The sequence below is a fragment of the Vibrio sp. ZF 223 genome (assembly GCF_003050585.1).
Lineage (GTDB): Bacteria > Pseudomonadota > Gammaproteobacteria > Enterobacterales > Vibrionaceae > Vibrio > Vibrio crassostreae.
Genome location: NZ_PIGB01000003.1, coordinates 438,598 through 463,813 on the forward strand (window position 1 = coordinate 438,598; position 25,216 = coordinate 463,813).

Sequence of the window (25,216 nt, forward strand, 5' to 3'; positions counted from 1 at the left end):
CAGAGAACCCGTGACTTCGTAAACGACTCGTTGTCGATGCTCAGAATTAACTCACGAACAACCACACACCTACGCCCATCATCAAGGTGCCCGCAATGCGGTTCATTAACTTAACGTTATCGGCTTTGCCCAGCATATGTTTTAAGCTCTTTCCACCTGTCGCGTACAGAGTCATGCAAACAAATTCAGAAGCTAAGATAATAGAAACCAGAATCATCAACTGAGGTGCTAAATCTTTACTGCTGTTGATAAAAGGAGGCAGCAGAGAAATCATAAACGCCCAGCCTTTCGGGTTTGCAATCGCAGTAACAAAGCCTTGAACCACCAAGTCCCAATCATTGCTGACTTTGGTTGTTTGATTATCAGTACTGATCGCCAGTTTTCCTCTTGAACGCCACATCTGAACACCCAAGTAGAACAAGTACCCTGCACCCACAAACTTGAAGCCTGTAAATAGCCATGGGTAATTCAGCATAATAGACGCGATACCTAATACTGCGGCCACTGAAACTACCGCGACGCCAGCCAGCTCACCGACCATCATCCATAATGTACGCTTGTAACCGATGCTCATGCCCAGTGTTAACGCCAAGGTCATACACATACCGGGCGTGATTGATACAAAGAAAAACGTGGGAATAAAAGCCCAAAGTAGCGCGCTATCCATATTATTACCTTATCGACTTATTTTTATTTGAGTGTTCAGCTTGTTGAGTTGTCTTTGTAAGGAGCGACCTTGTATTTAGCGACACAACGAAAAAGAGCCACAATACAGTGGCTCTTTTTCAGTACCAACCGTAATTTTACTTACGACGGTTTTTAATTCGCTTCATCATAGTCAAACGGCGTTCTGCGCTTGCTTGATCTTGAGGCTCTTCGTTCGCGTTGTTCTTACGACCTTGGCGGTTTTTGTAAGCCGACTTAGTGTTCAGCTTCTCGATGTAAGCATCACGTTTCTTCGGTTCATAACCCGGTTGTTCGACACGGCGAATACGCTGTTGAATCAGTTTTTCTACTTGAACAACAGTCAGTTCTTCTTCACGGTTAACGAAAGAGATTGCATGACCTTGTTTACCAGCACGACCTGTACGACCAATACGGTGAACGTAATCTTCCGCAAGGAAAGGCATATCGTAGTTAATTACGTGTGGTAAGTCTTCGATATCAAGACCACGAGCCGCAACGTCTGTTGCTACCATGACACGCGCTCTGCCTTCTTTAAAATCGTCTAAAGCACGACGACGAGCGCTTTGCGCTTTATCACCGTGACAAAGTACCGCTTTAATACCGTCTAGCTTAAGCTCTTTAACGACATCGTTCGCTGTTTCTTTGTAGTTCACAAACACAAGCACTTGGCGCCAGTTTTTACGGCCAATAAGCTCAGAAAGCAGTTCAGTTTTACGTTCTTGATCCACTGGGTAAACCACGTGACCAACAGTTGCAGCCGTTGAGTTTTCACGCTCAACACTGATACGTTTTGGTTTACGTAGAATATCAACAGACAATTGGTTTAACTGAGTTGAAGTCGTTGCAGAAAACATCATGATTTGTGGAGAGGTCTCAACATCCAACATGATCTTGCGAACGGCATTGATAAAGCCCATATCAAGGATACGGTCAGCTTCATCAAATACTAAGAATTCTAGGTTAGCAATAGACACGTTACCCGCTTCTAAGTGCTCTTCTAAACGGCCAGGCGTTGCAACAAGAATATCGACACCCAGTTCTAGTTGACGAACTTGTGAAGACATCTTGTTACCACCGTAAACAGCAGAAACGCTTAGATCCGTGTATTTAACGTAGTCTTTAATGTTTTGAGCGATCTGCGCAGCAAGCTCACGAGTTGGAGCAAGAATAAGGCCGCGAGCCGTTCCTCTAGACGCCTTTTTACCGCTGTTCAAAAGGTGTTGGATAACAGGCAATGAAAATGCCGCTGTTTTACCCGTACCGGTTTGAGCAGTAGCAAAAATATCATGGCCTTTACGAGCCATTGGAATCGCTTTTTGTTGAATTGGAGTGAGTTTTTCATAACCACACTCAGTCAACGCTTTGACTAATTCAGGAGCAAAACCTTGAGAGGAAAATGACATTGTTACGGGTTCCTTAAGCAGACAGCCTACATTCTTATTTCAGCCGAGCACTATAAAGTAATTAGAGTGATTTATCTCACATTTATCGTGATATAACGCAAACTTTCTCATTTAATCTGGTGTTTACCCCGCCTTAAACGAAGTAAACACCGAGTTCATTGGTTCAAACAGCAAAAATGAGGCTATTTGATGCCACACAGCTTGAGTAGAATCTGCTCGAGATCGCCCCACGGCATGAGTTGTGAGTCGATCACTTCCAATCGAGATTCAAAACCATCAAGCGTAATTTCGTTCACAGATACAACTTGATTCGCCACATTAAATGCGTAGCAACCTTGGTCGGTGTTCACTACGGCTTTTACACGCTCAGCCGTTAGATCCGACAACATTGAGAATAGCGCATCGAAGTCGAACTTATGCTCTGCTCCAAACAACCAACCACAACTAAAGTAGCCCTGCCCTTTATTCTCTTTACGGATGAAAGCTTCACCGGGAGGAAGTTGGAATTGAGGTTCTTGGTCAGCGTGATCGTGATGGTGCGCTTCAAGATGAGATGAAGCACTGCCATACACTCTTTCAATGTCCAACACTTCCAATGGCACTTCACCATCATGAATTAGCTTATGGAAGACTTTGGCCGGCGTTTGATCCGTCACCCAATCATTAAACACATCGATGTCTTCAGAATGAACAAGGTCAACCTTAGTACCAAGAATCACATCGGCACTGTCTAGTTGATCATTGAAATTCTGATTCGACGTGTACTTTTCATTGGATAGATTTCGTGGGTCAACCAAACCAAGCGTCGCTTTGAGATCAACGTATGGCGTGTATTGCTCAGAAGTCAGCGTCGCAATCACTTGTTTAGGGTGACCAAGGCCTGTTGGCTCAATCAACAAGCGGTCTGGCTTTTGGCGAAGTAAAGCATTAATACCTACAGACATAGGTACACCCGCTGTACAACACATGCAACCGCCCGGCACTTCTTTAATCAAAGCACCTTGGTCCGTCATCAATGCGCCATCTATGCCGATCTCACCGAACTCATTAACCAGAACAGCCCAGTTTTCATTCTCAGGTTTGTTTTTAAGCAGATTCAAAATGGCTGTCGTTTTACCAACACCCAAGAAACCCGTAATGATGTTTGTAGGAACTTTTTTAGTCATATCAGTTCTCCTTTTTAAGGGAGTATATACTCAATTACCAAAAAGTTGACCCCAATCGCTTGTTTATACTCAGATTGGCGAGCAGAAGAATGGGTTAACTAAATAGAGGGTTAAGCTGATTAACAGAGATACAGTGCTTAACGAAGTGTAAAGACTTTGAGCAGATAAATAGATAATTGAAGTGAAAAGCAGAATTTTGGATGCTCCAGACGGACTAAAGGCGTACTTGTCAGTACGCCTCACCCTCGTTACTCAATCGTGAGTTCGCGAATCAGGAAGCCTTAAATATCGACCTGAACATTTAACGAGGAACTAAAAACTTTGTTTCTGAATCCATCCAAATTGTGTGTAAAACCTCACTTCTCCTTGCGGTTCGTTATGTTGCTTTACGATTTAACTATGGTTCATTTTTGGCGTAATACAAGTTGCTACCTGAGAATCGATCAAAACTGTGACGGCGATTCCACTATATTGTCCATACATTCCATTTATGTAATACACTTCTTTCATAAATGAAATTCAACTTTGCATCTTTGCTGCTATAGGATATGCAGAGGAGGCGTATAATTTACTAAGGCCCTCCCCGCATCAACTCAGGAACCAAACTTAAATGACCAATAGAGAGAGAATTAAGCAATCCCTTTTAGCAAAAATGCCAAGGGATGCTATCAACCAATTTCTCTCTAGAGACAAAACACCCGCTTCAGTACTTTTCCTTTCTTGCATTGTCGGTATCCTTGCTGGCGTGGTGGGCACCTATTTCGAGGTTGCGGTTCATTTCATCACAGAAACTCGTACCGATTGGCTGAAAGATGAAATCGGTAGCTATTTACCACTTTGGCTTGCGGCTTTCCTTATTAGTGCTGCATTCGCTTTCATTGGCTATTTCCTCGTTCACCGTTTCGCTCCAGAAGCTGCCGGCTCAGGTATCCCTGAAATAGAAGGCGCGATGGACGGGATGCGACCTGTTCGTTGGTGGCGAGTACTTCCTGTGAAATTCTTTGGTGGTATGGGCGCGTTAGGCTCTGGCATGGTGTTAGGTCGTGAAGGGCCTACCGTGCAAATGGGCGGAAGCATCGGACGTATGGTGACTGACATATTCCGAGTGAAAGATGACGATACTCGACATTCACTGCTCGCTTCTGGTGCGGCTGGCGGTTTGGCTGCTGCGTTCAATGCTCCATTGGCTGGGATTATGTTCGTTGTTGAAGAGATGCGACCACAATTTCGCTACTCACTCATTTCAATCAAAGCCGTCATCATCTCTGCAATCTCAGCCAACATTGTATTTCGTTCGATCAATGGCCAATCTGCCGTTATCACAATGCCTCAATACCAACCGCCTGAACTGAGTGCACTGTGGTTGTTCCTATTACTTGGCGTGTTGTTCGGCGTATTTGGCGTGATCTTCAATAAGCTAATAACACTTTCGCAAGATATGTTTGTGGCAATACATAAGAACGACCGCAAACGCTACTTGATAACCGGAACCCTGCTTGGTGGCTGTTTTGGCTTGTTGCTGCTTTATATCCCGGAATTGACTGGCGGTGGTATTGGTATCATCCCGAATATCACTAATGGCAGCTACAGCACCAACATATTGCTACTGATATTTCTAGGGCGTGTTATCACCACTTTGCTTTGTTTTGGCTCTGGTGCTCCGGGCGGTATCTTTGCGCCGATGCTTGCACTCGGCACACTCTTTGGTTACGCATTTGGGCTTATCGCCGCGGCATTCTTTCCTGAACTGAATATCGAGCCGGGCATGTTTGCGATTGCAGGTATGGGCGCTTTATTTGCTGCAACCGTGCGTGCACCAATTACGGGTATATTACTGGTTATCGAGATGACCAATAACTACTACCTTATCCTACCGTTGATCATCACCTGTCTAGGTGCCGTAATCATTGCGCAGATGTTAGGGGGTCAGCCGATTTACAGCCAACTACTGAACCGCACGCTGAAAAACGAGAAGTTAAGACAACAAGACCTGCCTCAACAAGAGGAAGTGCGTTAATTACAAAAGACTCATGAAACAAAAGCACACATTCAACGTGCTTAATCTCCCGATTCCGTATCAAAATCAAAAAAGCAAACGTTAAACTTGGTATCATCCACTCAAAATTAGTTGAGTGCCCTCAAAATCTATTGATGAAATACTTACAGGCTCTAACTAAAGCAAATAATCCAATATTCTGTAATTAACTAAGTCGGAGCAAGTCGTTGAACTGGAGAAGATTAACCCAAGTAAAAAATGTGCCGCCATCTCAGGCGTCTTTAGCACTTGGCGTTATTGGGCTAGGACAAGCTTGGGCGCTATATATCCCGGGCATTGGTGAGATCATTCGTCCCTACCTCGCTTCATTCGGTGCGCTATTATTGCTGCCTGTTTTACTCCGTTATCTAACGAGCTTTAATACCTTCCTTAATGACATACGCCACCCATTAGTGGGTAGCTTAATGGCACCAATGAGCATGGCTTTGCTGATTCTGTGCGACTACTTAGCCGAGATATCGCCAGTCATCGCCTACCCAGTTTGGTTCTGTGCGCTATTGCTGCACTTTACCATGATGGTATTGTTCTTTGGTTTTCAGATCATCAACTTCAAAATGTCAAACATTGTACCGAGTTGGTTTCTGTATCCGGTAGGTTTGATCAGCAGTTCTTTAGCGGGCACACAGTTTGGCCATACGGTATTTTCAGAAACACTTGCGGCCACTTGTATCGGTATCTATTTCCTTATGCTGCCAGTGGTATTGTACCGCTTGGTGTTCGAAGGAAACCTGCCACGCAGAGCAAGACCAACACTGGCAATCATGGCCGCACCAGTAAACTTGTCTTTAGCCGCTTACTTGGTCAACTTTGATAATCCAGATCCTATTCTGACTGGCGCTTTGGCTGGCATTGCCATCACAATGACACTGCTGATCTACTTGTGTTACATCCGCCTAATGCGTCTGAAGTTCCAACCTTCAATTGCTGCCGTCACCTTCCCATCCGTGATCAGCGCTATTGCCATGCATCGTCTAACCACATTTTTCGGCGCGGAATACCCACAATGGTATTGGCTACACAAGTTTGGTTTCTTTGAGCTAACCATCGCGACCATTCTAGTGATTTGGGTTGCAGGTGGTTACGTGAAAATGTACTGGCCCGAGTTTTTTGATTCCGATTACATGTCTAAGAAGACGAAGCGTTCTTAATCAACTCAAGCCCTCTTTTCTAGAGACCTCTCGATTCAGCGCTCCTCCAAACAAAAAAGGCCTCACAATGTGAGGCCTTTTGAATAGGCAAGGTCGTTAATAGTTCAGGCGAGTGTTAATAGAACTATCGAGAACTATTAGAAGTTAGCGTGAGGGCCGAATACTTCGTAGTGCACGCGTGAACGATCAACGTTAAGTGCGTCTAGTTGTTCCACGATGTTCTTCATGAAACCAACCGGGCCACAGATGTAGAAGTCACTCTCTTCAAAGCCTTTAGTGTCTGAGATAGGCGCTAGATCCATTTGGCCTTGATGCGTGTTTTCACATGCAGATTCGTCTTTGTTCATGTACCACGTTTTCGCTTCCCAACCTTTGTTGGCAACAATGTCTTTAACACGAGTCGTGAAAGAGTGTTGGCCTACGTTCTCACAAGCGTGAAGGTAAAGTACTGGCTCGTTTTTATCTTCCGTATTTAGGAACTCAAGCATAGACTGCATCGGCGTTACACCAACACCTGCAGAGATAAGTGTTACTGGCTTGCTGCGCTCTTGATACATGAAGTCACCCGCTGGTGCGTAAAGATTTACTTCATCACCAACAGCAACCATATCGTGTAGGTGGTTAGATACAACGCCTTGTGTCTCTTGACCTTGTCCCTCACGTTTGACAGAAATACGGTATTGCTTGCCGTTTGGCTTATCAGACAGTGAGTATTGACGAATCTCGCTGTATTGAGAGCCTTCAGGTTTCACTTCAATACCGATGTATTGACCTGGTGTGTAATCCAGAACTTCACCGCCGTCTTTTGGCTGTAAGATGAAGCTTGTTACTAGCGCTGACTCTTCGACTTTGTCTGCAATCACAAACGCACGCGCTGCTTCCCAACCACCAACAGCTTGCTTACGCTGTAGGTAAAGTTCAGCTTCACGATCGATGAATACTTGAGCTAAGAATAGGTAAGCGGCTGTCCATGCTTCTTCCACTTCTGGAGTAAACGCGTCAGCAGCTAATTCACGTAGTGTTTCAATCAGGTGCAAACCAACAATTTGGTAGTGCTCTGGTTGAATATTAAAGCTTGTGTGTTTCTGTGCAATGCGTTCAACTGCTGTGGTTAGCGCTGCTAGATTTTCAATGTTCTTTGCATAAGCCGCGATAGCTTCAAACAGTGCTACGCCTTGGCGACCTGTTCTTTGGTGAGTCATATTGAAGATATCTTTTAACTCAGGGTTATGTGTGAACATACGTTGATAAAAGTGCTGAGTTAAAGCTGGGCCTGCGCTCTCAAGTAGAGGGATAGTAGATTTGATGATTTCGATATGTGCATTGTTAAGCATGAATTTACTCCGAACACTGAGCCTTATGACCTATATGTCATTTTGACTACTAAAAATTAAGAATGACTTATCGATTTTCTGAAACCTGAGTTATTTTTAGAAACTGAGTTATTTTGACTCGTTTTCATTTCAAAAAATCGCGAAACCTGATTAATGCCACCTGATTGATTGAGATCAAGAATAGTCTGTTTAATCAGCGCTATAATTGGGCTTCGCTGTCTCTTTTGCACAATCAGTGCCAACTTTATCAATCCCCGTCATTACTGGTTTCCCTTTCAAAATACATCTTATAAAAATGTCAAAAAGACCTTTTTTTTAAGTCAATAAGACTCTATTATGTAGATAAACACACACAGTTAGAGTTTTTTATGCAAGATATCTCCGCATCTACCCTCATGGAAATGACCATTGGCCTCGCAAGTGGTGTGAACGATCAAGATCGTTTCAATCGCCTGATCGATGCCATTCGCAAAACCATAACGTGTGATTGTGTCGCGCTTTTAAGCCTTCAAGGCGACACGCTAGTACCTATAGCAATGCAAGGGCTCAGCCGAGATACATTCGGTCGTCGCTTTATCATTTCAGAACACCCTCGTTTTGATGAGATTTGCGCATCACGCTCTCCTGTTCGTTTTGATGCTGATAGCTCGCTACCTGATCCTTTCGATGGCTTACTGATCGATCATGACGGCGATCTACCAATGCACGCCTGCATGGGTTTGCCTCTGCTGTTTGGTGACAAATTGTTAGGGGTGCTAACCCTGGACAGCCTAAAACCAGATGTATTTGCGAATATTCCTGCCCGCAACCTTGAGGTGCTGGCAGCTATTGCAGCGTCAACTATGCAGATGGCACTGACCTTCTCGCAACTTGAGCATCAAGCAAAACAGTCAAAGCAATTACTGGAAGAGTTGAACGTAGAAGCCTGGGAACGTGACGGCGGCGAGTTAATTGGTAACAGTGACACCATGGTCGCGCTTAAGAACGACATTGCCGTTGTCGCACCGTCTGAATTTAATATCTTGATTCATGGTGACACTGGTGTTGGTAAAGAGCTTGTTGCTCGTACCCTGCACCATCAATCGCAACGTAAACGTAACCCGTTGGTCTACGTCAACTGTGCTGCTATTCCTGAGAACTTGGTAGAGAGTGAACTATTTGGTCACGTTCGTGGCGCGTTTACTGGCGCAGACAAAAACCGCTTAGGTAAGTTTGCGTTAGCCGATGGTGGCACACTGTTCTTAGATGAGATTGGTGAATTGCCTTTGGCCGCGCAAAGTAAACTACTACGTGCTCTACAAAACAACGAAATTCAACCTGTTGGCCAAGACAACATTCAAACCATTGATGTGCGAGTATTGGCAGCGACTAACCGAGATCTAAAGCAAGAAGTTGAAGACGGGCGATTCAGAGCCGATTTATATCACCGACTGAGTGTGTACCCTATCGCAGTACCTGCACTAAAAGATCGTGGTGACGACATCAGCCTATTAGCGGGTTTCTTCTTAGAACAAGCACGTCGTAAACTTGGTATCAACCAAGTTAAGTTCCGCTCTGACGTTCTTTCTTTCCTAAATCGTTATGGTTGGCCAGGTAACGTTCGTGAACTTGAGCACGTGATCAGTCGTTCAGCATTGAAAGCATTGGCGCGTAGCACGAATAAAAACCTGGTGACAATTACCAAGGAAGATTGTGGTCCACTCGACCAAGACCAGCCAATTGCGACGACACAGGTGAAGAACACACCGTTATCGACACCAACGATCGATCTTTCTGCAGGGCTGCGCGGTGCAACAGATGATTTTCAACGCAGTATCATTACTGAGGTATTGGAAGATGCCAATTTTAACTGGGCACAAGCAGGCCGTATTTTGAAAACAGACCGAGCAAACCTGACTCGACTGTCTAAGCGTTTAGGGCTAAATGTGGCTAAGTCTCACACGATCGAACGGACAAAATAGATATTAGCGGTTTGTTGCGAGCATCTGGCAAAACTTGTGTATATAATGCTGCAAATTGTAACGCTAATTTTAAATATGTAGAGAGAGTTATGAAGTTTATCCGTTGGTTCTTAGGTCGTGTCATCTTGTTATTGAATTTTGTTTTCAGCCCACGTGGTGTTAAGCGTTCTCAAGAAGAGCAAAGCAAAGTAAACGAGCAAGCAAAAACGCACACGTTATACCAATTCGAAGCGTGCCCATTTTGTGTGAAAGTGCGCCGCGCGATGAAACGTCAGTCGGTTCAATTTGAACTTCGTGATGCAAAAAACAACGAGCAACACCGTGCAGAGCTTGAAGCTGGCGGCGGTCGTGTGAAAGTGCCTTGTCTACGTATCGAAAAAGACGGCAAAACTGAGTGGATGTACGAATCTTCAGATATCGTGACTTACTTAGAAAAGCAGTTTGCATAAGCAATAAAGCGACAAAATCTAGATACAAAAAAACCCTCAAATGTGAGGGATTTTTTATGTCTATTATTTGGCATAAGCCGTTTCAAATGAGGTGCGAAAGTTCAAACGACTACTTCGCTACGATCAGCATCAATTCTACACGGCGGTTACACGCCTTGCCTTGCGCAGAGGCGTTGGTACAAGCTGGAACATATTCGCCAAAGCCACGAGTATAAATGGAGCGACTCGACACATAGTTACTCTCTAATCGAGCCTTCACTTCTTTTGCGCGCTTCTCTGAAAGCGGATCGTTGATTCGATCTGTGCCCGTATTATCAGTATGCCCTTCTATGACCACATCAATATCTTGGCGTTGAGCAAGATAGCTGCCTAGCGTATCTAGCCATTGATTATAAACAGGCTCAGGGAATGCAGAACCTGTTTTAAAGTTCACGTGCTGCTCAAGCTTTACCATTACATGATTGCCCGGTAAAACTTCAAAATCGATACGGTTTTGTCTGAGGAAAACTTCTAGCGGATCATTGGTTGATACGCCTCGACCATAGTTGCTGGTAATGGTTGTTTGCTGACGAGAGTTACTCTGCATTGAATAGCCACGATTGCTTGCTACATGTGTAATCTGAACCACGCCCCATTCAGGATGCATCAAGTCGTAATCGGTTTGCGGCGCAGTTTCTAGCATATCATCACCCAACATACCCGTTGGTAATGTCGTTTCACACCCTGCCAAAGCTATGCTTAACATTATTGCTAAATATCTCATTACTTCACCAACCACTCATGCAGATAAACCATTCACTAATGTCTATATCGGCACCGAGGGAAAAACTTTAGACGAAAACTTTCGACAAAAGAGCCTGCATCAAAAAAAGTGCTATTGATCACAGTTAACAGTCAACTAGACTGTCTTAACTCGCTAGTTCGAACTGTTTGCATTTATTTACCTTATAATTGTTTTCCAATTCGTACTAAATAGTTAGAATCTCACGACTTCTCAACGCTAGAGCAAACATTATGTTTAAACCATTTACTAAATTCATCATAGCACTCGCTGCCGTACTTATCATCGCGGGTTGTAGTGAAACAGACGAGCCACAAAAAGGCGTTCAATACGAAGCGCTTCCAACTGCTCTAACAGAATTTAACTTGTCTCCGATCACTGAAATCTTCTCTCTTAACTGTGGTCACTGCCGTCAAATGGAAAGTGCAATTCCAGAGATTGAATCTCTAACAGACCAAACTATTGGCAAGATGCATGTGACGTTCAACGAAAGCGCTCAAATCAGCGCAATGATCTACTACACAGCAGTGATGCAGCTTGATGCGACGCCTGACCACGCATTCATGGACGACCTATTTGGTGCCGTTCAAATGGGTGCAGATGCAACGCCTGAGCAGCGTCAACAAGCACTAGAGACAGCGTTTACTTCTCGTGGTTTGGTTAGCCCATACCAGCTGAACAAAGAACAGCAAGTCGCTCTTTTCGACTACGTTAAAAAAGCAGAAGAGATCTCAGTAAAAGGTCAGATCAACTCAGTACCAACCTTTATCATCAACGGTAAATACCAAGTACTAACAGCAGGTCACCAAGACGTTGCTGGCATTGCAAAAACGATCAACTACCTTTTGACTCAACCATAACCACGGCTTTAGTCAACTGATTAACACATTTTGTATTAACTACGAAATTCAGCACTCAATATAAATAGGTTTTACTATGTCTAAATTTGTCATCCCGGTCATTGTCTTTCTTTTGGCGGGTTTCATGATTTACCGTACTTGGACGAATCATAAGTCTGGTGCAGAAAACTTCGAACAAGGTCAACAGTTCCTTATCGAGAATGGAGCTAAAGAAGGCGTAATTACGACTGAAAGCGGCCTACAGTACCTTGTACTTGAAGAAGGTACTGGCACAGAACACCCAACTAAGAACAGCAAAGTAACGGTTCACTACCACGGTACGCTGATCGACGGCACTGTTTTCGACAGCTCTGTTGAGCGTGGCGAGCCAATCTCATTTGCCCTTAAGCAAGTAATCAAAGGCTGGCAAGAAGGCTTAACTTACATGGTTGAAGGCCAAAAAGTTCGTCTATTCATTCCAAGCACTCTAGCTTACGGCAAAGGCGGTTCAGGCCCTATCCCACCATCATCGACTCTGATTTTTGATGTAGAACTCATCTCTATCAAATAATCGAAGAGACTGATTTAAGCCCCAACATACGCGCTATGTTGGGGCTTTTTTATATCTGAACATTTGAAAGCACTTTAGCTATTTAACTATTTAACTATTTAACTATTTAACTATTTTAACAACGACCAAATATACCCTCAAAACCCACCACTAGACGACTGGTCTAATTTAAACTATAGTACCGACCATGAACGAGAAAACGAATGACACACGCCTGCATATTTTAAATGTCGGCTATCAATTAATAGTGAACAACGGCTTCAATGGCGTTGGCTTATCACAGTTGCTTAAAGAAGCGGACGTACCGAAAGGTTCGTTTTACCACTACTTTAAATCGAAAGAGCAATTTGGTGAGGCGTTAATTCAGCACTATTTTGAAAACTACATCACTAAGATTGAAGCAATTTTAGTGCACGGTGAAGGTAATCATTATCAGCGAATCCTGAGCTATTTTTCGCTATGGGCGAAGACCGAAAACGGTATCTGTAATGCTCATAAATGCTTGGTCGTTAAGCTCAGTGCCGAAGTTTCTGATCTCTCTGATCCAATGCGCCAAGCGCTGTTAAAAGGTGCTGAGAAGGTGACGAATACCATCGAGCAGTGCATTGTCGGTGGTATTACAGATGGCTCTATAAAGGTTGAAGATAGCCAAGAAGCAGCTCAGAACCTTTATTCTATGTGGTTAGGCGCAAGCTTATTAAGCAAGCTGAGCCAGAGTTCACATAGCTTACAGTCAGCTTTGAGCCTTACCGAACGAATTTTAAAAGGTGAAAGCTAATAACGCGCAGCGCGCTTTATTGGCTTTAACTTAAAACAAATCACCCGCCCTCTTATCAATTTGATGATGGCGGGATTTTTAGACAACAAGACTAGACGACTGGTCTAATTCTAAATATATAAAACATAAATTAAGGATATCCAATGACTCAACAAGGCAATCGCCGCATCGTATTGGCTTCTCGCCCAGTTGGCGCACCAACTCAAGACAACTTCCGTTTAGAGTCAGCAGCCGCGCCAAGTATCAAAGACGGCGAGATGTTACTTCGCTCAGTTTACCTTTCTCTAGACCCATACATGCGTGGTCGTATGAGCGATGCTAAATCCTACGCAGACCCCGTTGCGATTGATGAAGTGATGGTAGGCGCAACCGTATGTCAGGTTGAAGAGTCAAACCACGCTGATTACGAAACTGGCGAATGGGTTCTCGCTTACACAGGTTGGCAAGATCTTGGTGTGTCTAGCGGTGAAGGCCTAATCAAACTAGGCAAAGAACCGACGCACCCTTCTTACGCACTGGGCATCATGGGTATGCCTGGTTTTACTGCTTACATGGGCTTGCTTGATATCGGCCAACCTAAAGAAGGCGACACGCTAGTCGTTGCGGCAGCAACAGGTGCTGTAGGCGCAACCGTTGGACAAATCGGCAAACTAAAAGGCTGTCGTGTTATCGGTGTTGCAGGCAGTCAAGAAAAGTGCCAGTACGCGAAAGAGGTTCTTGGCTTTGATGAATGTATCGACCACAAAGCTGACGACTTCGCAGAACAACTGGCGAAAGCGTGTGACAACGGCATCGACGTTTACTTTGAAAACGTTGGCGGCAAGGTATTCGATGCAGTCATGCCTCTTCTAAACACAGGCGCTCGTATCCCTGTTTGCGGCCTCATCTCTCAATACAACTCGACATCACTGCCTGAAGGTCCAGATCGCATGTCTAGCCTTATGGGGATGCTGCTGGTTAAACGAATTAAGATGCAAGGCTTCATCATCTTTGATGACTACGCACACCGTTACAACGAGTTTGCTGTTCAAATGACAGAGTGGCTATCTCAAGGCAAGATGCACTATCGTGAACACTTAGTTGAAGGCCTAGAAAACGCGCCACAAGCATTCATGGGCCTATTGGACGGTCAGAACTTCGGCAAGCTTGTTATCAAAACGAACGAAGCTAAATAATTCAATAAACTGAACCCGTTAACTAGGTAAAATCATGATTACTTTACATCACCTGAATAAATCACGTTCGAAGCGCATCATCTGGCTACTGGAAGAGCTTGGTGTCGATTATCAAATCAAACCTTACCAACGAGACAGTGTCACTTTCCTTGCACCACCAGAGCTCAAGTCCGTTCACCCGTTGGGCAAATCTCCTGTCATTGAAGACGATGGTGTCGTGATCACTGAATCTGGTGCTATCACGGAATATTTAATCGACAAATACGGTCAAGGTAAGTTCGCACCAGCACGCGGTACAGCAGAATACGTCGAATATTCACAATGGCTTCACTTCGCTGAAAGCTCAGGTATTTTACCAATGTTGCTTAAGATCTTTGTGATGAAAGACGGCTGCGAGACTAACTTCCTAGGCGGTTATGCAGACGATGAAAATCAAAAGATCTTAACCTTCGTTAACGAAGCGCTTGAAGGCAAAACTTATCTTGTAGGCGAAACTCTCACTGGTGCCGATTTCATGATGTCGTTCATCGTAGAAATCGTTGGTAACTTCGGTGCAACTGCGCTTTACCCTAACATTGCTAAATACGGTAAGCTTTTGACTAGCCACCCAGCTTACCAAAAAGCAGAGCAATTAGAGTTAGAACACTCTAACTAATCAAGATTTGTTCCATTCACTGCTTTCATAGCATGAACATGACAATCTAAATGAAGCCAAAGCCGATTTATCTTCCGCTTTGGCTTCTCATTTGTCTTTATTTCGACAACAATACCGAGATCTAAACTGAATACCCATAGAGTTTGATCTTCATGTCAGCAAACCTTGCTCAATACACGCCACTGCGCACGTTAAACCAAACAGCGAATCAAGACTTGTCGCTGCCAGAGCGTTTTACATTCCCGTATTACTATACTCCGCATCCTTTGTGTGAATTAGCGATGCAGCAGCTTCAACAGTCGCTGCTGGACTGTGGTTTAAACGAAATATCGCAAGGTAACCTCTACGCTGTTCTGCTTGTTCAGAATCCAACTACGCAAGAGTTAGGCTACCTTTCTGCGTTTTCAGGTTTACAGTTAGATCCGGCTTTGGTCTCTCAGTTAAACAACATTCACTTTGTTCCACCAGCCTTCGATTCAGAACAGTTTCAATCTCAAAATAGTGCAAACCTTGCTCGCCAGTTGCAACTAGCGGATGACATTGAAAAGCTACAACAGTCACACAACCTAGACGCATTATTAGCCGAGCTTGAAGGGTTAAAAATCGAATCAGCACAAGCTATCGAAGCCTTTCAGTTAGCAATGGCCGAGAACAAAACTCAGCGAAATGAAGTCAGAGAGCAAGCAAACCAAGAAAAGGCATCGGGGAATCTAGAATCGGCGGCGAATTTGCTCAAACAATTGGGCAATCAAAGTAGCCAAGAGAAACGCGACCTAAAAGCACTTCGTATTGAGTGGAAACAGAAGATCGCAGAACGTCAATCACAAGTTGACTTGATTGAAAACGAACTGAAAAGCCGTAAGCAAGATCACCAAGCAATTTCAGAACAGTTAGAAACTCAACGCCTCTCTCACTATCGCTTTATCAATCAAACGAAGCAATCTAAAAATTTACTTGAATTACTCGATGGCAAAGATGCGCTTGAAGGCTCTGGTGACTGCTGCCTACCTAAGCTGCTTAACTTCGCTTTTGAGCACGGGTTTAAGCCGTTAGCATTATCTGAGTTTTGGTGGGGATTGCCGCCTACAGCTATCATTCGACAACACGCAAACCTCTACCCGGTTTGTCAGAGTAAAAGCTTTGAAATCCTCGAACACCAGCTAAGTAGCATTGAGTTAGAAGATAACCCACTTATCGTGAACCCTGCGGTTGGTAAGTCTTTTGATATTGTTTATGAAGACGAAGAGATCGTGGTCGTCAATAAGCCTGAAGAATTCTTGTCGGTTCCCGGCAAGTTCATCGAAGATTCTGTTTATACACGAATAAAAGCGCGTTACCCGGATGCTACTGGCCCTTTGATTATCCATAGATTGGATATGTCGACGTCAGGTTTGTTGATCTTGGCGCTCACAGCGGAGTCAAACAAGCACATTCAGAAGCAGTTCATTGATAGAACAGTAGAGAAGCGCTACACCGCTTTGTTAGATGGTGAGATAACTGGCGAATTTGGCGATATCAGCCTGCCCTTGCGCGGTGACATCACAGACAGACCAAGACAACTGGTTTGCCATGAACACGGCCGAAACGCAGAAACCCATTGGCAAGCGGTAGGCACTCATAATGGGAAAACCAAGGTTCACTTGTACCCTAAAACAGGGCGAACCCACCAGTTGCGAGTGCACTGTGCTCATCCATTAGGGCTTGGTGTTCCGATTCGTGGTGACGACTTATACGGATACAAACGCGAGCGCTTACACCTGCACGCTGGCTACCTAAAGTTGATTCACCCAACAACTGGAGAATGGATGGAGTTTGAAGTGCCTTCTGAGTTCTAAGTTATTTTGTCGAACTAAAACTCTTATCTCACTAAATATTCGATCTCGTAAAACGCATCAAGGTTCTACATCTGCTTCAGATATAGAACCCTGATATTTAATTTTTAATGTGCTTATCACAGCTCAGTAGCGTATTTTCGTTACTAACTTCAATACTGCAGACGCCTAGCCCATTACATCTTTGCGCTGATCAACGCATTCAAAAGAGCCCATTTCGAACTCACGACAGATCCATGGTCGGTTTTCATAGATAGTACACATCAGTGTTTCTCTATCTACCGCAGAACACCAACCGTCATCTAAGCGCTTCATGGTTTCACCGCCCCACTCATCGTAAGCGATGTGCTCTTCAGGTACGCCCGTATCTGTGATGATCATAACCTCTAAACGACAACAGCATGCCTGACAATTGGCACAGGTTACTTCGGGTTCGGTTACGTTCTTTATCTCTATCGTCATAAGTGACTACACTGCTAAATTTTGCGTATAGTAATCGAAACCGCCCGCTACGGCTAATAAAGATGGTACGAAGCGGTGTTTTCATTGATGTAAAAAAAACAATGGGCGCTGTGATTCACTCACAACACCCATATGTTTCCACTTTTGATTGCGGCTTATCGCTACAAGCTCTATTTAGAATAGGCTCGCGAAGAACAGCTTAACGTAGTCCATTAAACGTTTGAACAAACCGCCCTGCTCAACCGCTTCCAGCGCGATCAAAGGCTGAGTTTGAACATCTTCACCATCAACGGTGTAATGAACCACACCTAGAGTTTGACCTTCTGCAATTGGCGCTTTCAGTTCAGAGTTAAGCTCGATAGATGCAGTCAGCTTTTTACTGTCTGATTTAGGCAAGGTAATGAACGTGTCTTCTGCCACACCTAGTTTCAATGTGTCTTGCTCACCAAACCATACTTTCTCTTCAGCCACTTGATCGCCGCCTTTGTGCGGGTTTAGTGTATCGAAGAAACGGAAACCATAGCTCAACAGCTGTTTACTGTCTGATTCACGGCTCTTAACGCTTGATGCGCCCATCACAACCGCAATAAGTCTCATCTCACCTTGTGTCGCTGAACTCGCCAAACTGTAGCCAGCACCAGAGGTGTAGCCCGTTTTCATGCCATCAACGGTTAAGCTTCTATCACGCAACAAGCCATTACGGTTGTGCTGTGTGATGCCGTTGTAACTAAAAGAACGCTCACTGTATAAGCCATACACATCCGGTAAATCACGAATAATGGCACGACCGAGTAGCGCAATATCATAAGGAGTCGAATAGAGATCATCGGCGTCTAAACCATGTGCATTGGCAAAATGGGTATTTTCTAGCTTCAGAGATGTAGCCCAAGAGTTCATAAGGTCGACGAATGCATCTTGTGAACCTGCAACGTGTTCTGCAATCGCAACACTCGCATCGTTACCGGATTGAATAATCAAGCCACGATAAAGGTCCATCATTGCTACATCTGTGTTTACTTCGATGAACATTTTTGAAGAGTCTGGGAAGTTCTTCGCCCACGCGTTTTCGCTGATTCGTACCTGATCATCAGCAGAAATGTTGCCTCGCTTCATCTCTTGTCCAGCTACATAGCTGGTCATCAGTTTGGTCAAACTCGCTGGGTTTAACTTAGTGTGTGCATTTTTTTCTACCAGCACATCACCAGAATTAAAATCAATTAACACATACCCTTTTGCGCCTAGGCTAGGTGGGCTTGGTACTATAGAAGGTGCTGCGATAGCTGCATTACTTACCATCGCTGCGTTACTTACAATGAATATACTTAATAGAGGGAGAGAGTATTTGGAAAACAGTTTCATTGAATCAAACCTAAGTTAACGTTTTGAGCAGTATAGACAAATGCCAGCAAAAGAAGCGCGAACTTTACGTTGCTTTACGTATTTGTACCGTTCGTTACAAATAAAAAAGTATAATCTGCGATCTGACCATATTTTCAACAACTAATATTGACTCAACGAATGTGTCCAACACCTAACTCTATCGCTCAGGCATGCGTCTAAATAACATTTCAACAAAGCCAGTAGCGCGCTGTTTTCTTTCGCTTGGCTCTAAATCAGTTTGGATGCCAGACTGTGCTAATGCTTGCCATTGTACGACCTCAGAGTTAGGCACGAAAAACGCAATGTACAACGAACCTTTCTCCGCTACTTTACCTTCACCATCATAAAATGGCACACCAGTAGATAGCTTGATCGCATCAAAGATCGACTCATCGTTCAGTTCCGATTCTTCCGCCAACCCAAAACCGACAACAACATCGCCAACACCATCCTGTTTTAACTGGTAACCTTTATTAGAGAGTTGCTCTTGAATCGACTCACGCACTAAATCGGTAACCACAGTTTCATCGTATTTTTGAGAAAGGTAAACCTGCTCTGATTCAGGGTGCCACGAGTACGTCATCACTCCGTGTTTCATGAACTCAAAATCACCACTGGTGACCACACCATAATTGTGCGTTGGCGGCAATTCTTGAGTGGTACATGCTGTCAGTCCAATCGCTATCAAAGCTAGCTGCGCTACTTTTCTTATGCTTTTTGTTGCACAAATGGATCGTTTTATCATTCGTGGAGCCCTTACCCATATAAGAATAACTATCAATTCAACCTCCAACATAAATAGTAATTATGTTAATAGAAAGGTCATTAAACGTTTGCGTAATCGCTAACCTTCACTTCTGTCTGTTTTGGGGGTTTAATCACAAAAACAGAGTTGGTATAGTTCATCCCGTTAAACAAAACCAGACCATTCGAGGCACGGAGCTTCCTCAATCATCTCATGAAGAGAAGAATTGGTACCGACAAAGTATCGGCAAATTTAAGAGGGTCAAACAATGGAATTCAATATGGTTGAAATTTTAGGTTACGCTGCGTCTATTATGGTCGCAATTTCATTAACAATGAAAGATATCGTTCGTCTGCGTGTCCTTAACTTTATTGGCTGTGCACTCTTCACAGCATACGGCATCATGATTGACGCATGGCCAGTTGCAGCCACCAATGGTTTTATCGCTTGTGTAAACATCTACTTCCTTGCAAAAATGCAAAAGGAAAAAAAAACGGAAGCGATGAAAGCAGCGAAAGCTTAAATTAGCGATTAGCATTTCAAATAATTCTGAAAAAGCCCAAATAGAGCGATCTATTTGGGCTTTTTTGTATCTGTCGGTCTCAAGCACGATTTGTGTACATCAAATCTTCACTCACATCGAAGGTTTCAACCACTCACATGTAAGCAACGCGATATTCACTCTCTCGATACGCTTGAGTGTTATTGCGTCCACTCTCTTTGGCTTGATAAAGCGCTTTATCGGCTTTATCGATAGCGGTTTCAATATCAGTCAGTGCCGGAGCATGGCAACAACCAGCGCTGATTGTCACCGGAGACACCAAGCCTTGAAGTTGCTCAACACATAGCCGTAACGCCTCTGATAGTTCAAATAACTCATGTTCATCACAATCAAACGTCACTAAAATAAACTCTTCACCACCATATCGTGCAATCAAACGACGGCGGTTAGCAAATCTCTTGAGTGATTTTGCGACCGCACAGATAACCCGGTCACCTTGAGCGTGACCATATTGATCATTCACCCGCTTGAAATGGTCAATATCAAGCAAGATGATACCAACATTCGTTATCGGATAAGGTGAACTTTGAGTAATCTTCAGTTTTAGGTGCTCGATAAAGCTCCGTCTGCTAGGAAGCCCTGTAAGGTAATCAAGACTCGCAACATCCAAAACTTTGAGATGGCGATGCCGCAGGTAAAGCACCAACACGATAATAATGCTCAGTAAACTTACAACCAAAGCCATCAAACTAATAAACAGGAGGCTGTGATTTCGATTAAGCTCTTGTTCTAAGATACCTGCAGAAATGACCCAATTCAGATAAGGGTAAAACTTGTAGAAGATGTTTTTATTTGTCGTGCCATTGTCACTAGAAATCGAATAACTGAAGTGACCTTCGGGTTTGGTGGCGACTCGATCAATAAGCAGTTCAGACGAGTAGCCTATTAAGGATTTCAATGATTTATGTTCATAATCCGGATGAAGCACTAAGTTACCTTGCAGATCAACAATGTACACATATCCGCTCTCACCGAACGCGTACTTTCTTAGCTTGTCTTTTAAACCTTCAAGATCGACCAAATACATCAATTCTTCTTTATAAGTCGTCGCGACCAATGTATTGCCACTCGGAAGCCTCATCGAATAAGCGACTTTGGCTCGGCGGTTTATTTCATGAGGATTGGCGTGAAAGTATTCGATCATACCAGAGCCAATACTGAGCTGTTTTTGAATATGAGTAAGGTGACCGCGCTTCTTACCTTGTAAGAATGGATGATAGAGGTGGACACCTTGCGGAGACATCAAATAAATATAACCCGATTGTCCAATGTGCAATTCACTGGCAATTTGGCTTACCTGTTCAATTTCTTGTTCTGGCGTGGCATGCCATACATGAGACGCAACGGTATCCGTGATTCCTTTAAGATATGTCTTTATCGCCTCATTAACTGTGGTATCGACAATATCGTAGCTCGCATTCACAATCGTACGAAAAAACAGTTGGTTAGATTCTAATAATGACTTTTCAGTTCGATTAAATTGAACAGCGGAAAGAATCATCGACACGACGGCGAGCGCAATGGAAAAATTAAGAATGTATTTACGTCTGACTTTCAAGATTACCCCATAGATTTATAATTTCAGGTAACGCCGTGATTTCTTTTATATACAGATTGTTTTATATCATGTTTTTATTTTTTACTGAACGAGTGTCGATATTTTGAGAGGTTTCTATACGCAATCTGTGACTTATAGCAAAAACGCCGAACTGGATTCAGTTCGGCGTTTTTATTTTACGCTTCAGTTATGTATTTAAATCAAACTAAGATACTGATAAATAAACTTAAAATCATTCGCATTCGTTATCTATAAATACATGATCTAGCGTTAGATTAAGAACAAACCTGAGTCCAGCTACCATCACTGCCCGGTTCAGAACTTGTCCACCAGTTTGCTTGGTAAATACTACCGTTGTGAACGACTTGGTCACCCGTGTTTGCATGGCTTGGATTACCAGCCCAATCTTTCTGAGGTAGATCTGGGTAAACCGTTAAACCTGCAGTGTCGCATGTACCAGGGTTTGTGCCACCATCGCCAGGGTTACCGCCACCTGAACTGATATCACCTAATGGTAGGTCTGGTTGCTCAAAGCTAAAGGCATAATCGACGCCATTCACGCTCACTGCATAGTTTGCAGGGCCTGAAATTGGCAAGTAATACACCATGTCTAGTTCATACACACCACCAGCAGGAAGATCTTCCCATGCAGGCAACGTGAACGCTACGCGGTGCATAGTACCGTCTAATCCGCCGATGTTATCCGCACGAGTATGACCCGAAGCAATCACAGACAAACCACCGCCCGATTGATCTTTCGCGTTATCAGGAGCTGATACTGGGATATCGAACTGGAACTCAGTTCCGCCCGGAAGTGCTTGCCCTGTGTTGTTCGTAAACGTGATCTTAGGGTTGATTGGGTAGTTTTGGTCACCGACTTTGAAGCCACCAACCGATACTGTGATATCTAGTGCTTCTGTTGGGATAGCGCCCGTCGCGACTTTGTTTCCATATGGTGTTGCAGACTTAAACTTATCGTAGATAGCTTTCGTCATTGTGTTACCCATGTGGAACTCACCGTTACCGCTGTTACATGCTTGCTCAGTGGTATCGATTAAAGTTCGGTTGCCGCTCGCATCGAGAACATAACAGTTATAATCCCCAGCTAGTTCCCAGAACATAATGCCGCCGATTTCTTTATCGATAACGTAGTCCGCTTTCACATCGATAGACTGTTTATCTTCTGTAGAGAGGAATACGCCCTTCTCTGCGTTCCACAACCAAGGTGCAACCGCCACGCTGTCGTAGTTACGCGTGTAAGTACCCGTTAGAACATCCGTTGGATCGTTGACAGGATCAAGCTTGTAAGCATCCGCATAAGAACCCCAAATACCTTTCTCTAGGTTCTTCGCGTGCCACATTGGGTTGGAACCCGCACCCATTTCGTTGCCTTTCGGATCGGTATCGTGCCACATGTTGTCGATACCAATTGCGCCATGACCACAGTTATTCTTCTCGCCTTCGCCTGTACCCGCCGCACATTCAGATTGATTTGGTAGCGCAGCTCGGCCCCAAAGACCATTTTCGCCACCCGTTACACCTTGCCAACCACGCGTGTAGTAAGGCACACCGATGTTAATACGACCAGCTGGCATAGAACCGCGGAAGTAATGGTAAGCCCAATCCGTGTTCAGATAACCGATACCACCGTAAGCCGCAGTGCCGTAAACGTTCCATTGTGCTAACTCTGAATCTTTACCTGTATCAAACAATGCAGCGTTATGACCAACGTGATCGTTCCACGCACCGTGAAGGTCGTAAGACATGATGTTTACGTAATCGAGGTACTTGGTGACATCAAATGTTTCCATACCGCGCAATAGGTACCCAGAAGAAGGAGCCGCGATAGTTAACATGTAATGATTGCCATCTTCAGCAGACGCTACATCAAGCTTCTCACGCAGCACTTTCATCAATACTTGGTACGAAGCCCATAGGTACTCACGACGCGGTTCCATGAAGTCTTTGTCGTATGGGTTACCCGCACCGGCCATTGACGTTGGGTACTCATAATCAATATCTAGGCCATCGAATTGATATTTACGCAGCATTTCAACCGCTGAAGTCGCGAATGTTTCAATGCCTTGATGGTTGATAGATCCATCAGCATTGGTCGTCATAGTATAGAAGCCACCATCAGCAACTCGGCTTCCGTCAGTCGCGAAGTGACCGCCCGTTTCAGCCCAACCACCAATTGAGATTAGCGTTTTAACACCATGTTTTTTCTTCGCGGTTGCCAGCGCACCAAAGTGACCTTTGAATCCTAATGCAGGGTCTACTTCTACACCCGGCCACTCTTTACCTACAGCAGCATTATTTGGATCGTTTACGTCACCAACGTTCACTTTGCCATCTGAACCGATGCTCACAAACGCGTAGTTAATATGTGTGAGTTGTTCCCAAGGAATATCATTAACCAGATAAGCCGCTTGCGGGTCGTCTCCTGCACGCCAGCTGGTGAAGTAACCAATCACACGACGAGGGTGATCCGCGCCCATTTTCTCACGGCCTTCATCATCGTAAATTGTACAGTAAGGAACATCGACACCTTGCGTTTGATACAAGCCATCAGGACGACAAGTGCTCACCGTTGGAGCGCCGTTAACTGTCAAAGAAGCCAGTGCTGAATCAGTCGTTGCGCCTTGGTTGTCTGTCGCTTTCGCGTAGACCGCTAGAGAGCCAGCTTGAGTGGTTGTGTAATCTAGCGTGTATGGGCTTGTTGCAGCTGTACCCACAAGAGCACCCGCTACGTAGAAATCAACCTTATCAACCGTACCATCGCTGTCTGCTGCCATTGCAGTTAGTGTAACTACACCACCAACATCAACAGATGTCGCTGAAAGGGCAACTGAAACTGTTGGCGCTTCATTACCTGGTTGTGCTGAATCAACAGAAACAGAAACCACACTTGCAACACTTGCTGCGCCTTCATTATCCGTTGCAACAACTGAAACTTGATGGTTGCCAGACGTTGCAGCCCAAGCCGCCTCAAATGGTGCCGCTGTCACTACTGCAACCGACGAACCATCGACAAAGAATTCTACCGAAGCAACACTGCCATCAGAGTCGAGTGCTGTTGCGCTAAGTACCACATTATCACCTTCAACAATCACATCGGATGCCGTTGGCGCTGTTAACGAAGCGGTTGGCGCTTCATTTGGTGTACCGCCGCCTCCATTGCCACTACACACATCCAGTTTTTTCCACTGTGCGTAATCACCTTCAAATTGGCTCGGGTTGTTGTTTTGATTCCAGTAATTCGCTGAGTACGCGCTGCCGTCATGTGAAACCTGATCACCACCGGTGTATACCGTGGCTGAGTCCCACGTTTCTAACGTTGAACAATCAACAGCCGCATAACTGTTGAACGCCATTAAGCATGACGCGGTTAGAGTACTGAGTGTAAAAACCTTCTTGGCCACTCTTCCTTGGTTTAGGTGCATGTTAGCTATCCCTTAAGTTGTTGTTTCAAGATGTTTAATCTAAATGGCATTTTCCTCACCACTTAAATCTCTTCGCAAAACAACTGTAGGTAACAGCGCCAATTAAACACCTAAAATATTCAGTATTTATAAAATGACTCGCATTAATTTGTTTATAGCATGCAATGAGTCGACACTTATTTTGCACCAACAACTAATATTAATTTATTTCGGAAAGCTAAAAAATAATAT

Annotated in this window: 21 protein-coding genes; 11 read left to right on the top strand and 10 right to left on the bottom strand. The window is 44.2% G+C overall.

Going from position 1 to position 25,216, the window contains the following annotated elements; translation table 11 throughout:
• Positions 1-46: 46 nt before the first annotated feature.
• From CWO13_RS09510 to CWO13_RS09520, 3 genes are all read right to left on the bottom strand, one after another.
• A complete protein-coding gene (locus tag CWO13_RS09510; RefSeq protein ID WP_048662612.1) occupies positions 47-667 on the bottom strand; it encodes a LysE family translocator in 621 nt (206 codons plus the stop codon).
• Between the two features lie 136 nt (positions 668-803).
• The gene (locus CWO13_RS09515; protein WP_019821956.1) at positions 804-2,090 is read right to left on the bottom strand and encodes a DEAD/DEAH box helicase; all 1,287 of its coding nucleotides are present in this window, start codon (positions 2,088-2,090) and stop codon (positions 804-806) included.
• 182 nt (positions 2,091-2,272) lie between these two features.
• Positions 2,273-3,256, bottom strand: a complete 984-nt coding sequence (locus CWO13_RS09520; RefSeq protein WP_048660059.1) for a CobW family GTP-binding protein — start codon at positions 3,254-3,256, stop codon at positions 2,273-2,275.
• A 610-nt stretch (positions 3,257-3,866) separates the two neighbouring features.
• Between CWO13_RS09520 and clcA the strand changes: the two genes are divergently transcribed.
• Complete coding sequence (gene clcA / locus CWO13_RS09525; protein WP_048660058.1) at positions 3,867-5,273, top strand: H(+)/Cl(-) exchange transporter ClcA; 1,407 nt, start codon at positions 3,867-3,869, stop codon at positions 5,271-5,273.
• Positions 5,274-5,479: 206 nt separating this feature from the next.
• Positions 5,480-6,460, top strand: a complete 981-nt coding sequence (locus CWO13_RS09530; protein ID WP_170960777.1) for a TDT family transporter — start codon at positions 5,480-5,482, stop codon at positions 6,458-6,460.
• 137 nt (positions 6,461-6,597) lie between these two features.
• On the opposite strand, the gene hmpA is transcribed toward CWO13_RS09530, so the two are convergent.
• Complete coding sequence (hmpA, locus tag CWO13_RS09535) at positions 6,598-7,794, bottom strand: NO-inducible flavohemoprotein (protein WP_108082846.1); 1,197 nt, start codon at positions 7,792-7,794, stop codon at positions 6,598-6,600.
• 368 nt (positions 7,795-8,162) lie between these two features.
• Between hmpA and norR the strand changes: the two genes are divergently transcribed.
• Complete coding sequence (norR, locus tag CWO13_RS09540; protein ID WP_048660055.1) at positions 8,163-9,755, top strand: nitric oxide reductase transcriptional regulator NorR; 1,593 nt, start codon at positions 8,163-8,165, stop codon at positions 9,753-9,755.
• An 89-nt stretch (positions 9,756-9,844) separates the two neighbouring features.
• Positions 9,845-10,204, top strand: a complete 360-nt coding sequence (locus tag CWO13_RS09545; protein ID WP_017062638.1) for a glutaredoxin family protein — start codon at positions 9,845-9,847, stop codon at positions 10,202-10,204.
• Between the two features lie 109 nt (positions 10,205-10,313).
• On the opposite strand, the gene CWO13_RS09550 is transcribed toward CWO13_RS09545, so the two are convergent.
• Complete coding sequence (locus tag CWO13_RS09550; RefSeq protein ID WP_108082847.1) at positions 10,314-10,949, bottom strand: OmpA family protein; 636 nt, start codon at positions 10,947-10,949, stop codon at positions 10,314-10,316.
• A gap of 269 nt (positions 10,950-11,218) precedes the next feature.
• On the opposite strand from CWO13_RS09550, the gene CWO13_RS09560 reads away from it, so the two are divergent.
• The 6 genes from CWO13_RS09560 (at position 11,219) to CWO13_RS09585 (ending at position 16,838) form a co-directional block, all read left to right on the top strand.
• Positions 11,219-11,845: a thioredoxin domain-containing protein gene (locus tag CWO13_RS09560; RefSeq protein WP_019821972.1), complete on the top strand. Its 627-nt coding sequence runs from the start codon at positions 11,219-11,221 to the stop codon at positions 11,843-11,845.
• 76 nt (positions 11,846-11,921) lie between these two features.
• Complete coding sequence (locus CWO13_RS09565; protein ID WP_019821974.1) at positions 11,922-12,395, top strand: FKBP-type peptidyl-prolyl cis-trans isomerase; 474 nt, start codon at positions 11,922-11,924, stop codon at positions 12,393-12,395.
• Between the two features lie 187 nt (positions 12,396-12,582).
• A complete protein-coding gene (locus tag CWO13_RS09570) occupies positions 12,583-13,173 on the top strand; it encodes a TetR/AcrR family transcriptional regulator (RefSeq protein ID WP_048662606.1) in 591 nt (196 codons plus the stop codon).
• A 143-nt stretch (positions 13,174-13,316) separates the two neighbouring features.
• Positions 13,317-14,348 carry an NADP-dependent oxidoreductase gene (locus CWO13_RS09575; protein ID WP_102433486.1) on the top strand — a complete coding sequence of 344 codons (1,032 nt, stop codon included), beginning with the start codon at positions 13,317-13,319 and terminating at the stop codon, positions 14,346-14,348.
• 34 nt (positions 14,349-14,382) lie between these two features.
• Entirely contained in the window at positions 14,383-15,003 is a 621-nt protein-coding gene (locus CWO13_RS09580; RefSeq protein ID WP_102433485.1) for a glutathione S-transferase family protein, read from the top strand.
• 152 nt (positions 15,004-15,155) lie between these two features.
• Positions 15,156-16,838, top strand: a complete 1,683-nt coding sequence (locus CWO13_RS09585; protein WP_102433484.1) for an RluA family pseudouridine synthase — start codon at positions 15,156-15,158, stop codon at positions 16,836-16,838.
• Positions 16,839-17,003: 165 nt separating this feature from the next.
• On the opposite strand, the gene CWO13_RS09590 is transcribed toward CWO13_RS09585, so the two are convergent.
• From CWO13_RS09590 to CWO13_RS09600, 3 genes are all read right to left on the bottom strand, one after another.
• On the bottom strand, positions 17,004-17,297 hold the full coding sequence (locus CWO13_RS09590; RefSeq protein ID WP_080967419.1) for a YkgJ family cysteine cluster protein: 294 nt from the start codon (positions 17,295-17,297) through the stop codon (positions 17,004-17,006).
• A 174-nt stretch (positions 17,298-17,471) separates the two neighbouring features.
• Positions 17,472-18,656, bottom strand: a complete 1,185-nt coding sequence (locus tag CWO13_RS09595) for a D-alanyl-D-alanine carboxypeptidase family protein (protein ID WP_048606313.1) — start codon at positions 18,654-18,656, stop codon at positions 17,472-17,474.
• Positions 18,657-18,834: 178 nt separating this feature from the next.
• Entirely contained in the window at positions 18,835-19,422 is a 588-nt protein-coding gene (locus CWO13_RS09600; protein ID WP_048662602.1) for a DUF4136 domain-containing protein, read from the bottom strand.
• 268 nt (positions 19,423-19,690) lie between these two features.
• Here CWO13_RS09600 and CWO13_RS09605 point away from each other — a divergent pair, with 268 nt between their 5' ends.
• Positions 19,691-19,945, top strand: coding sequence for a YgjV family protein (locus tag CWO13_RS09605; RefSeq protein ID WP_017068159.1), 255 nt, complete (start codon positions 19,691-19,693; stop codon positions 19,943-19,945).
• A 133-nt stretch (positions 19,946-20,078) separates the two neighbouring features.
• Here CWO13_RS09605 and CWO13_RS09610 read toward each other — a convergent pair whose 3' ends face one another.
• Both CWO13_RS09610 and CWO13_RS09615 read right to left on the bottom strand, forming a co-directional pair.
• Positions 20,079-21,542 (bottom strand): sensor domain-containing diguanylate cyclase, encoded by a 1,464-nt coding sequence (locus tag CWO13_RS09610; RefSeq protein WP_102478536.1) that lies wholly within the window; start codon positions 21,540-21,542, stop codon positions 20,079-20,081.
• Positions 21,543-21,817: 275 nt separating this feature from the next.
• Positions 21,818-24,985 carry a chitinase C-terminal domain-containing protein gene (locus CWO13_RS09615; RefSeq protein WP_108082848.1) on the bottom strand — a complete coding sequence of 1,056 codons (3,168 nt, stop codon included), beginning with the start codon at positions 24,983-24,985 and terminating at the stop codon, positions 21,818-21,820.
• Positions 24,986-25,216: the final 231 nt, after the last annotated feature.

What these genes read in the sequence shown, in the direction of transcription:
- hmpA (WP_108082846.1), bottom strand. Translation starts at nt 7,794, where the DNA reads ATGCTTAACAATGCACATATCGAAATCATCAAATCTACTATCCCTCTA.
- CWO13_RS09575 (WP_102433486.1), top strand. Translation starts at nt 13,317, where the DNA reads ATGACTCAACAAGGCAATCGCCGCATCGTATTGGCTTCTCGCCCAGTT.
- CWO13_RS09545 (WP_017062638.1), top strand. Translation starts at nt 9,845, where the DNA reads ATGAAGTTTATCCGTTGGTTCTTAGGTCGTGTCATCTTGTTATTGAAT.
- CWO13_RS09520 (WP_048660059.1), bottom strand. Translation starts at nt 3,256, where the DNA reads ATGACTAAAAAAGTTCCTACAAACATCATTACGGGTTTCTTGGGTGTT.
- CWO13_RS09605 (WP_017068159.1), top strand. Translation starts at nt 19,691, where the DNA reads ATGGAATTCAATATGGTTGAAATTTTAGGTTACGCTGCGTCTATTATG.
- norR (WP_048660055.1), top strand. Translation starts at nt 8,163, where the DNA reads ATGCAAGATATCTCCGCATCTACCCTCATGGAAATGACCATTGGCCTC.
- CWO13_RS09510 (WP_048662612.1), bottom strand. Translation starts at nt 667, where the DNA reads ATGGATAGCGCGCTACTTTGGGCTTTTATTCCCACGTTTTTCTTTGTA.
- CWO13_RS09580 (WP_102433485.1), top strand. Translation starts at nt 14,383, where the DNA reads ATGATTACTTTACATCACCTGAATAAATCACGTTCGAAGCGCATCATC.
- CWO13_RS09550 (WP_108082847.1), bottom strand. Translation starts at nt 10,949, where the DNA reads ATGTTAAGCATAGCTTTGGCAGGGTGTGAAACGACATTACCAACGGGT.
- CWO13_RS09595 (WP_048606313.1), bottom strand. Translation starts at nt 18,656, where the DNA reads ATGAAACTGTTTTCCAAATACTCTCTCCCTCTATTAAGTATATTCATT.
- CWO13_RS09565 (WP_019821974.1), top strand. Translation starts at nt 11,922, where the DNA reads ATGTCTAAATTTGTCATCCCGGTCATTGTCTTTCTTTTGGCGGGTTTC.
- CWO13_RS09560 (WP_019821972.1), top strand. Translation starts at nt 11,219, where the DNA reads ATGTTTAAACCATTTACTAAATTCATCATAGCACTCGCTGCCGTACTT.
- clcA (WP_048660058.1), top strand. Translation starts at nt 3,867, where the DNA reads ATGACCAATAGAGAGAGAATTAAGCAATCCCTTTTAGCAAAAATGCCA.
- CWO13_RS09600 (WP_048662602.1), bottom strand. Translation starts at nt 19,422, where the DNA reads ATGATAAAACGATCCATTTGTGCAACAAAAAGCATAAGAAAAGTAGCG.
- CWO13_RS09615 (WP_108082848.1), bottom strand. Translation starts at nt 24,985, where the DNA reads ATGCACCTAAACCAAGGAAGAGTGGCCAAGAAGGTTTTTACACTCAGT.
- CWO13_RS09570 (WP_048662606.1), top strand. Translation starts at nt 12,583, where the DNA reads ATGAACGAGAAAACGAATGACACACGCCTGCATATTTTAAATGTCGGC.
- CWO13_RS09515 (WP_019821956.1), bottom strand. Translation starts at nt 2,090, where the DNA reads ATGTCATTTTCCTCTCAAGGTTTTGCTCCTGAATTAGTCAAAGCGTTG.
- CWO13_RS09590 (WP_080967419.1), bottom strand. Translation starts at nt 17,297, where the DNA reads ATGACGATAGAGATAAAGAACGTAACCGAACCCGAAGTAACCTGTGCC.
- CWO13_RS09585 (WP_102433484.1), top strand. Translation starts at nt 15,156, where the DNA reads ATGTCAGCAAACCTTGCTCAATACACGCCACTGCGCACGTTAAACCAA.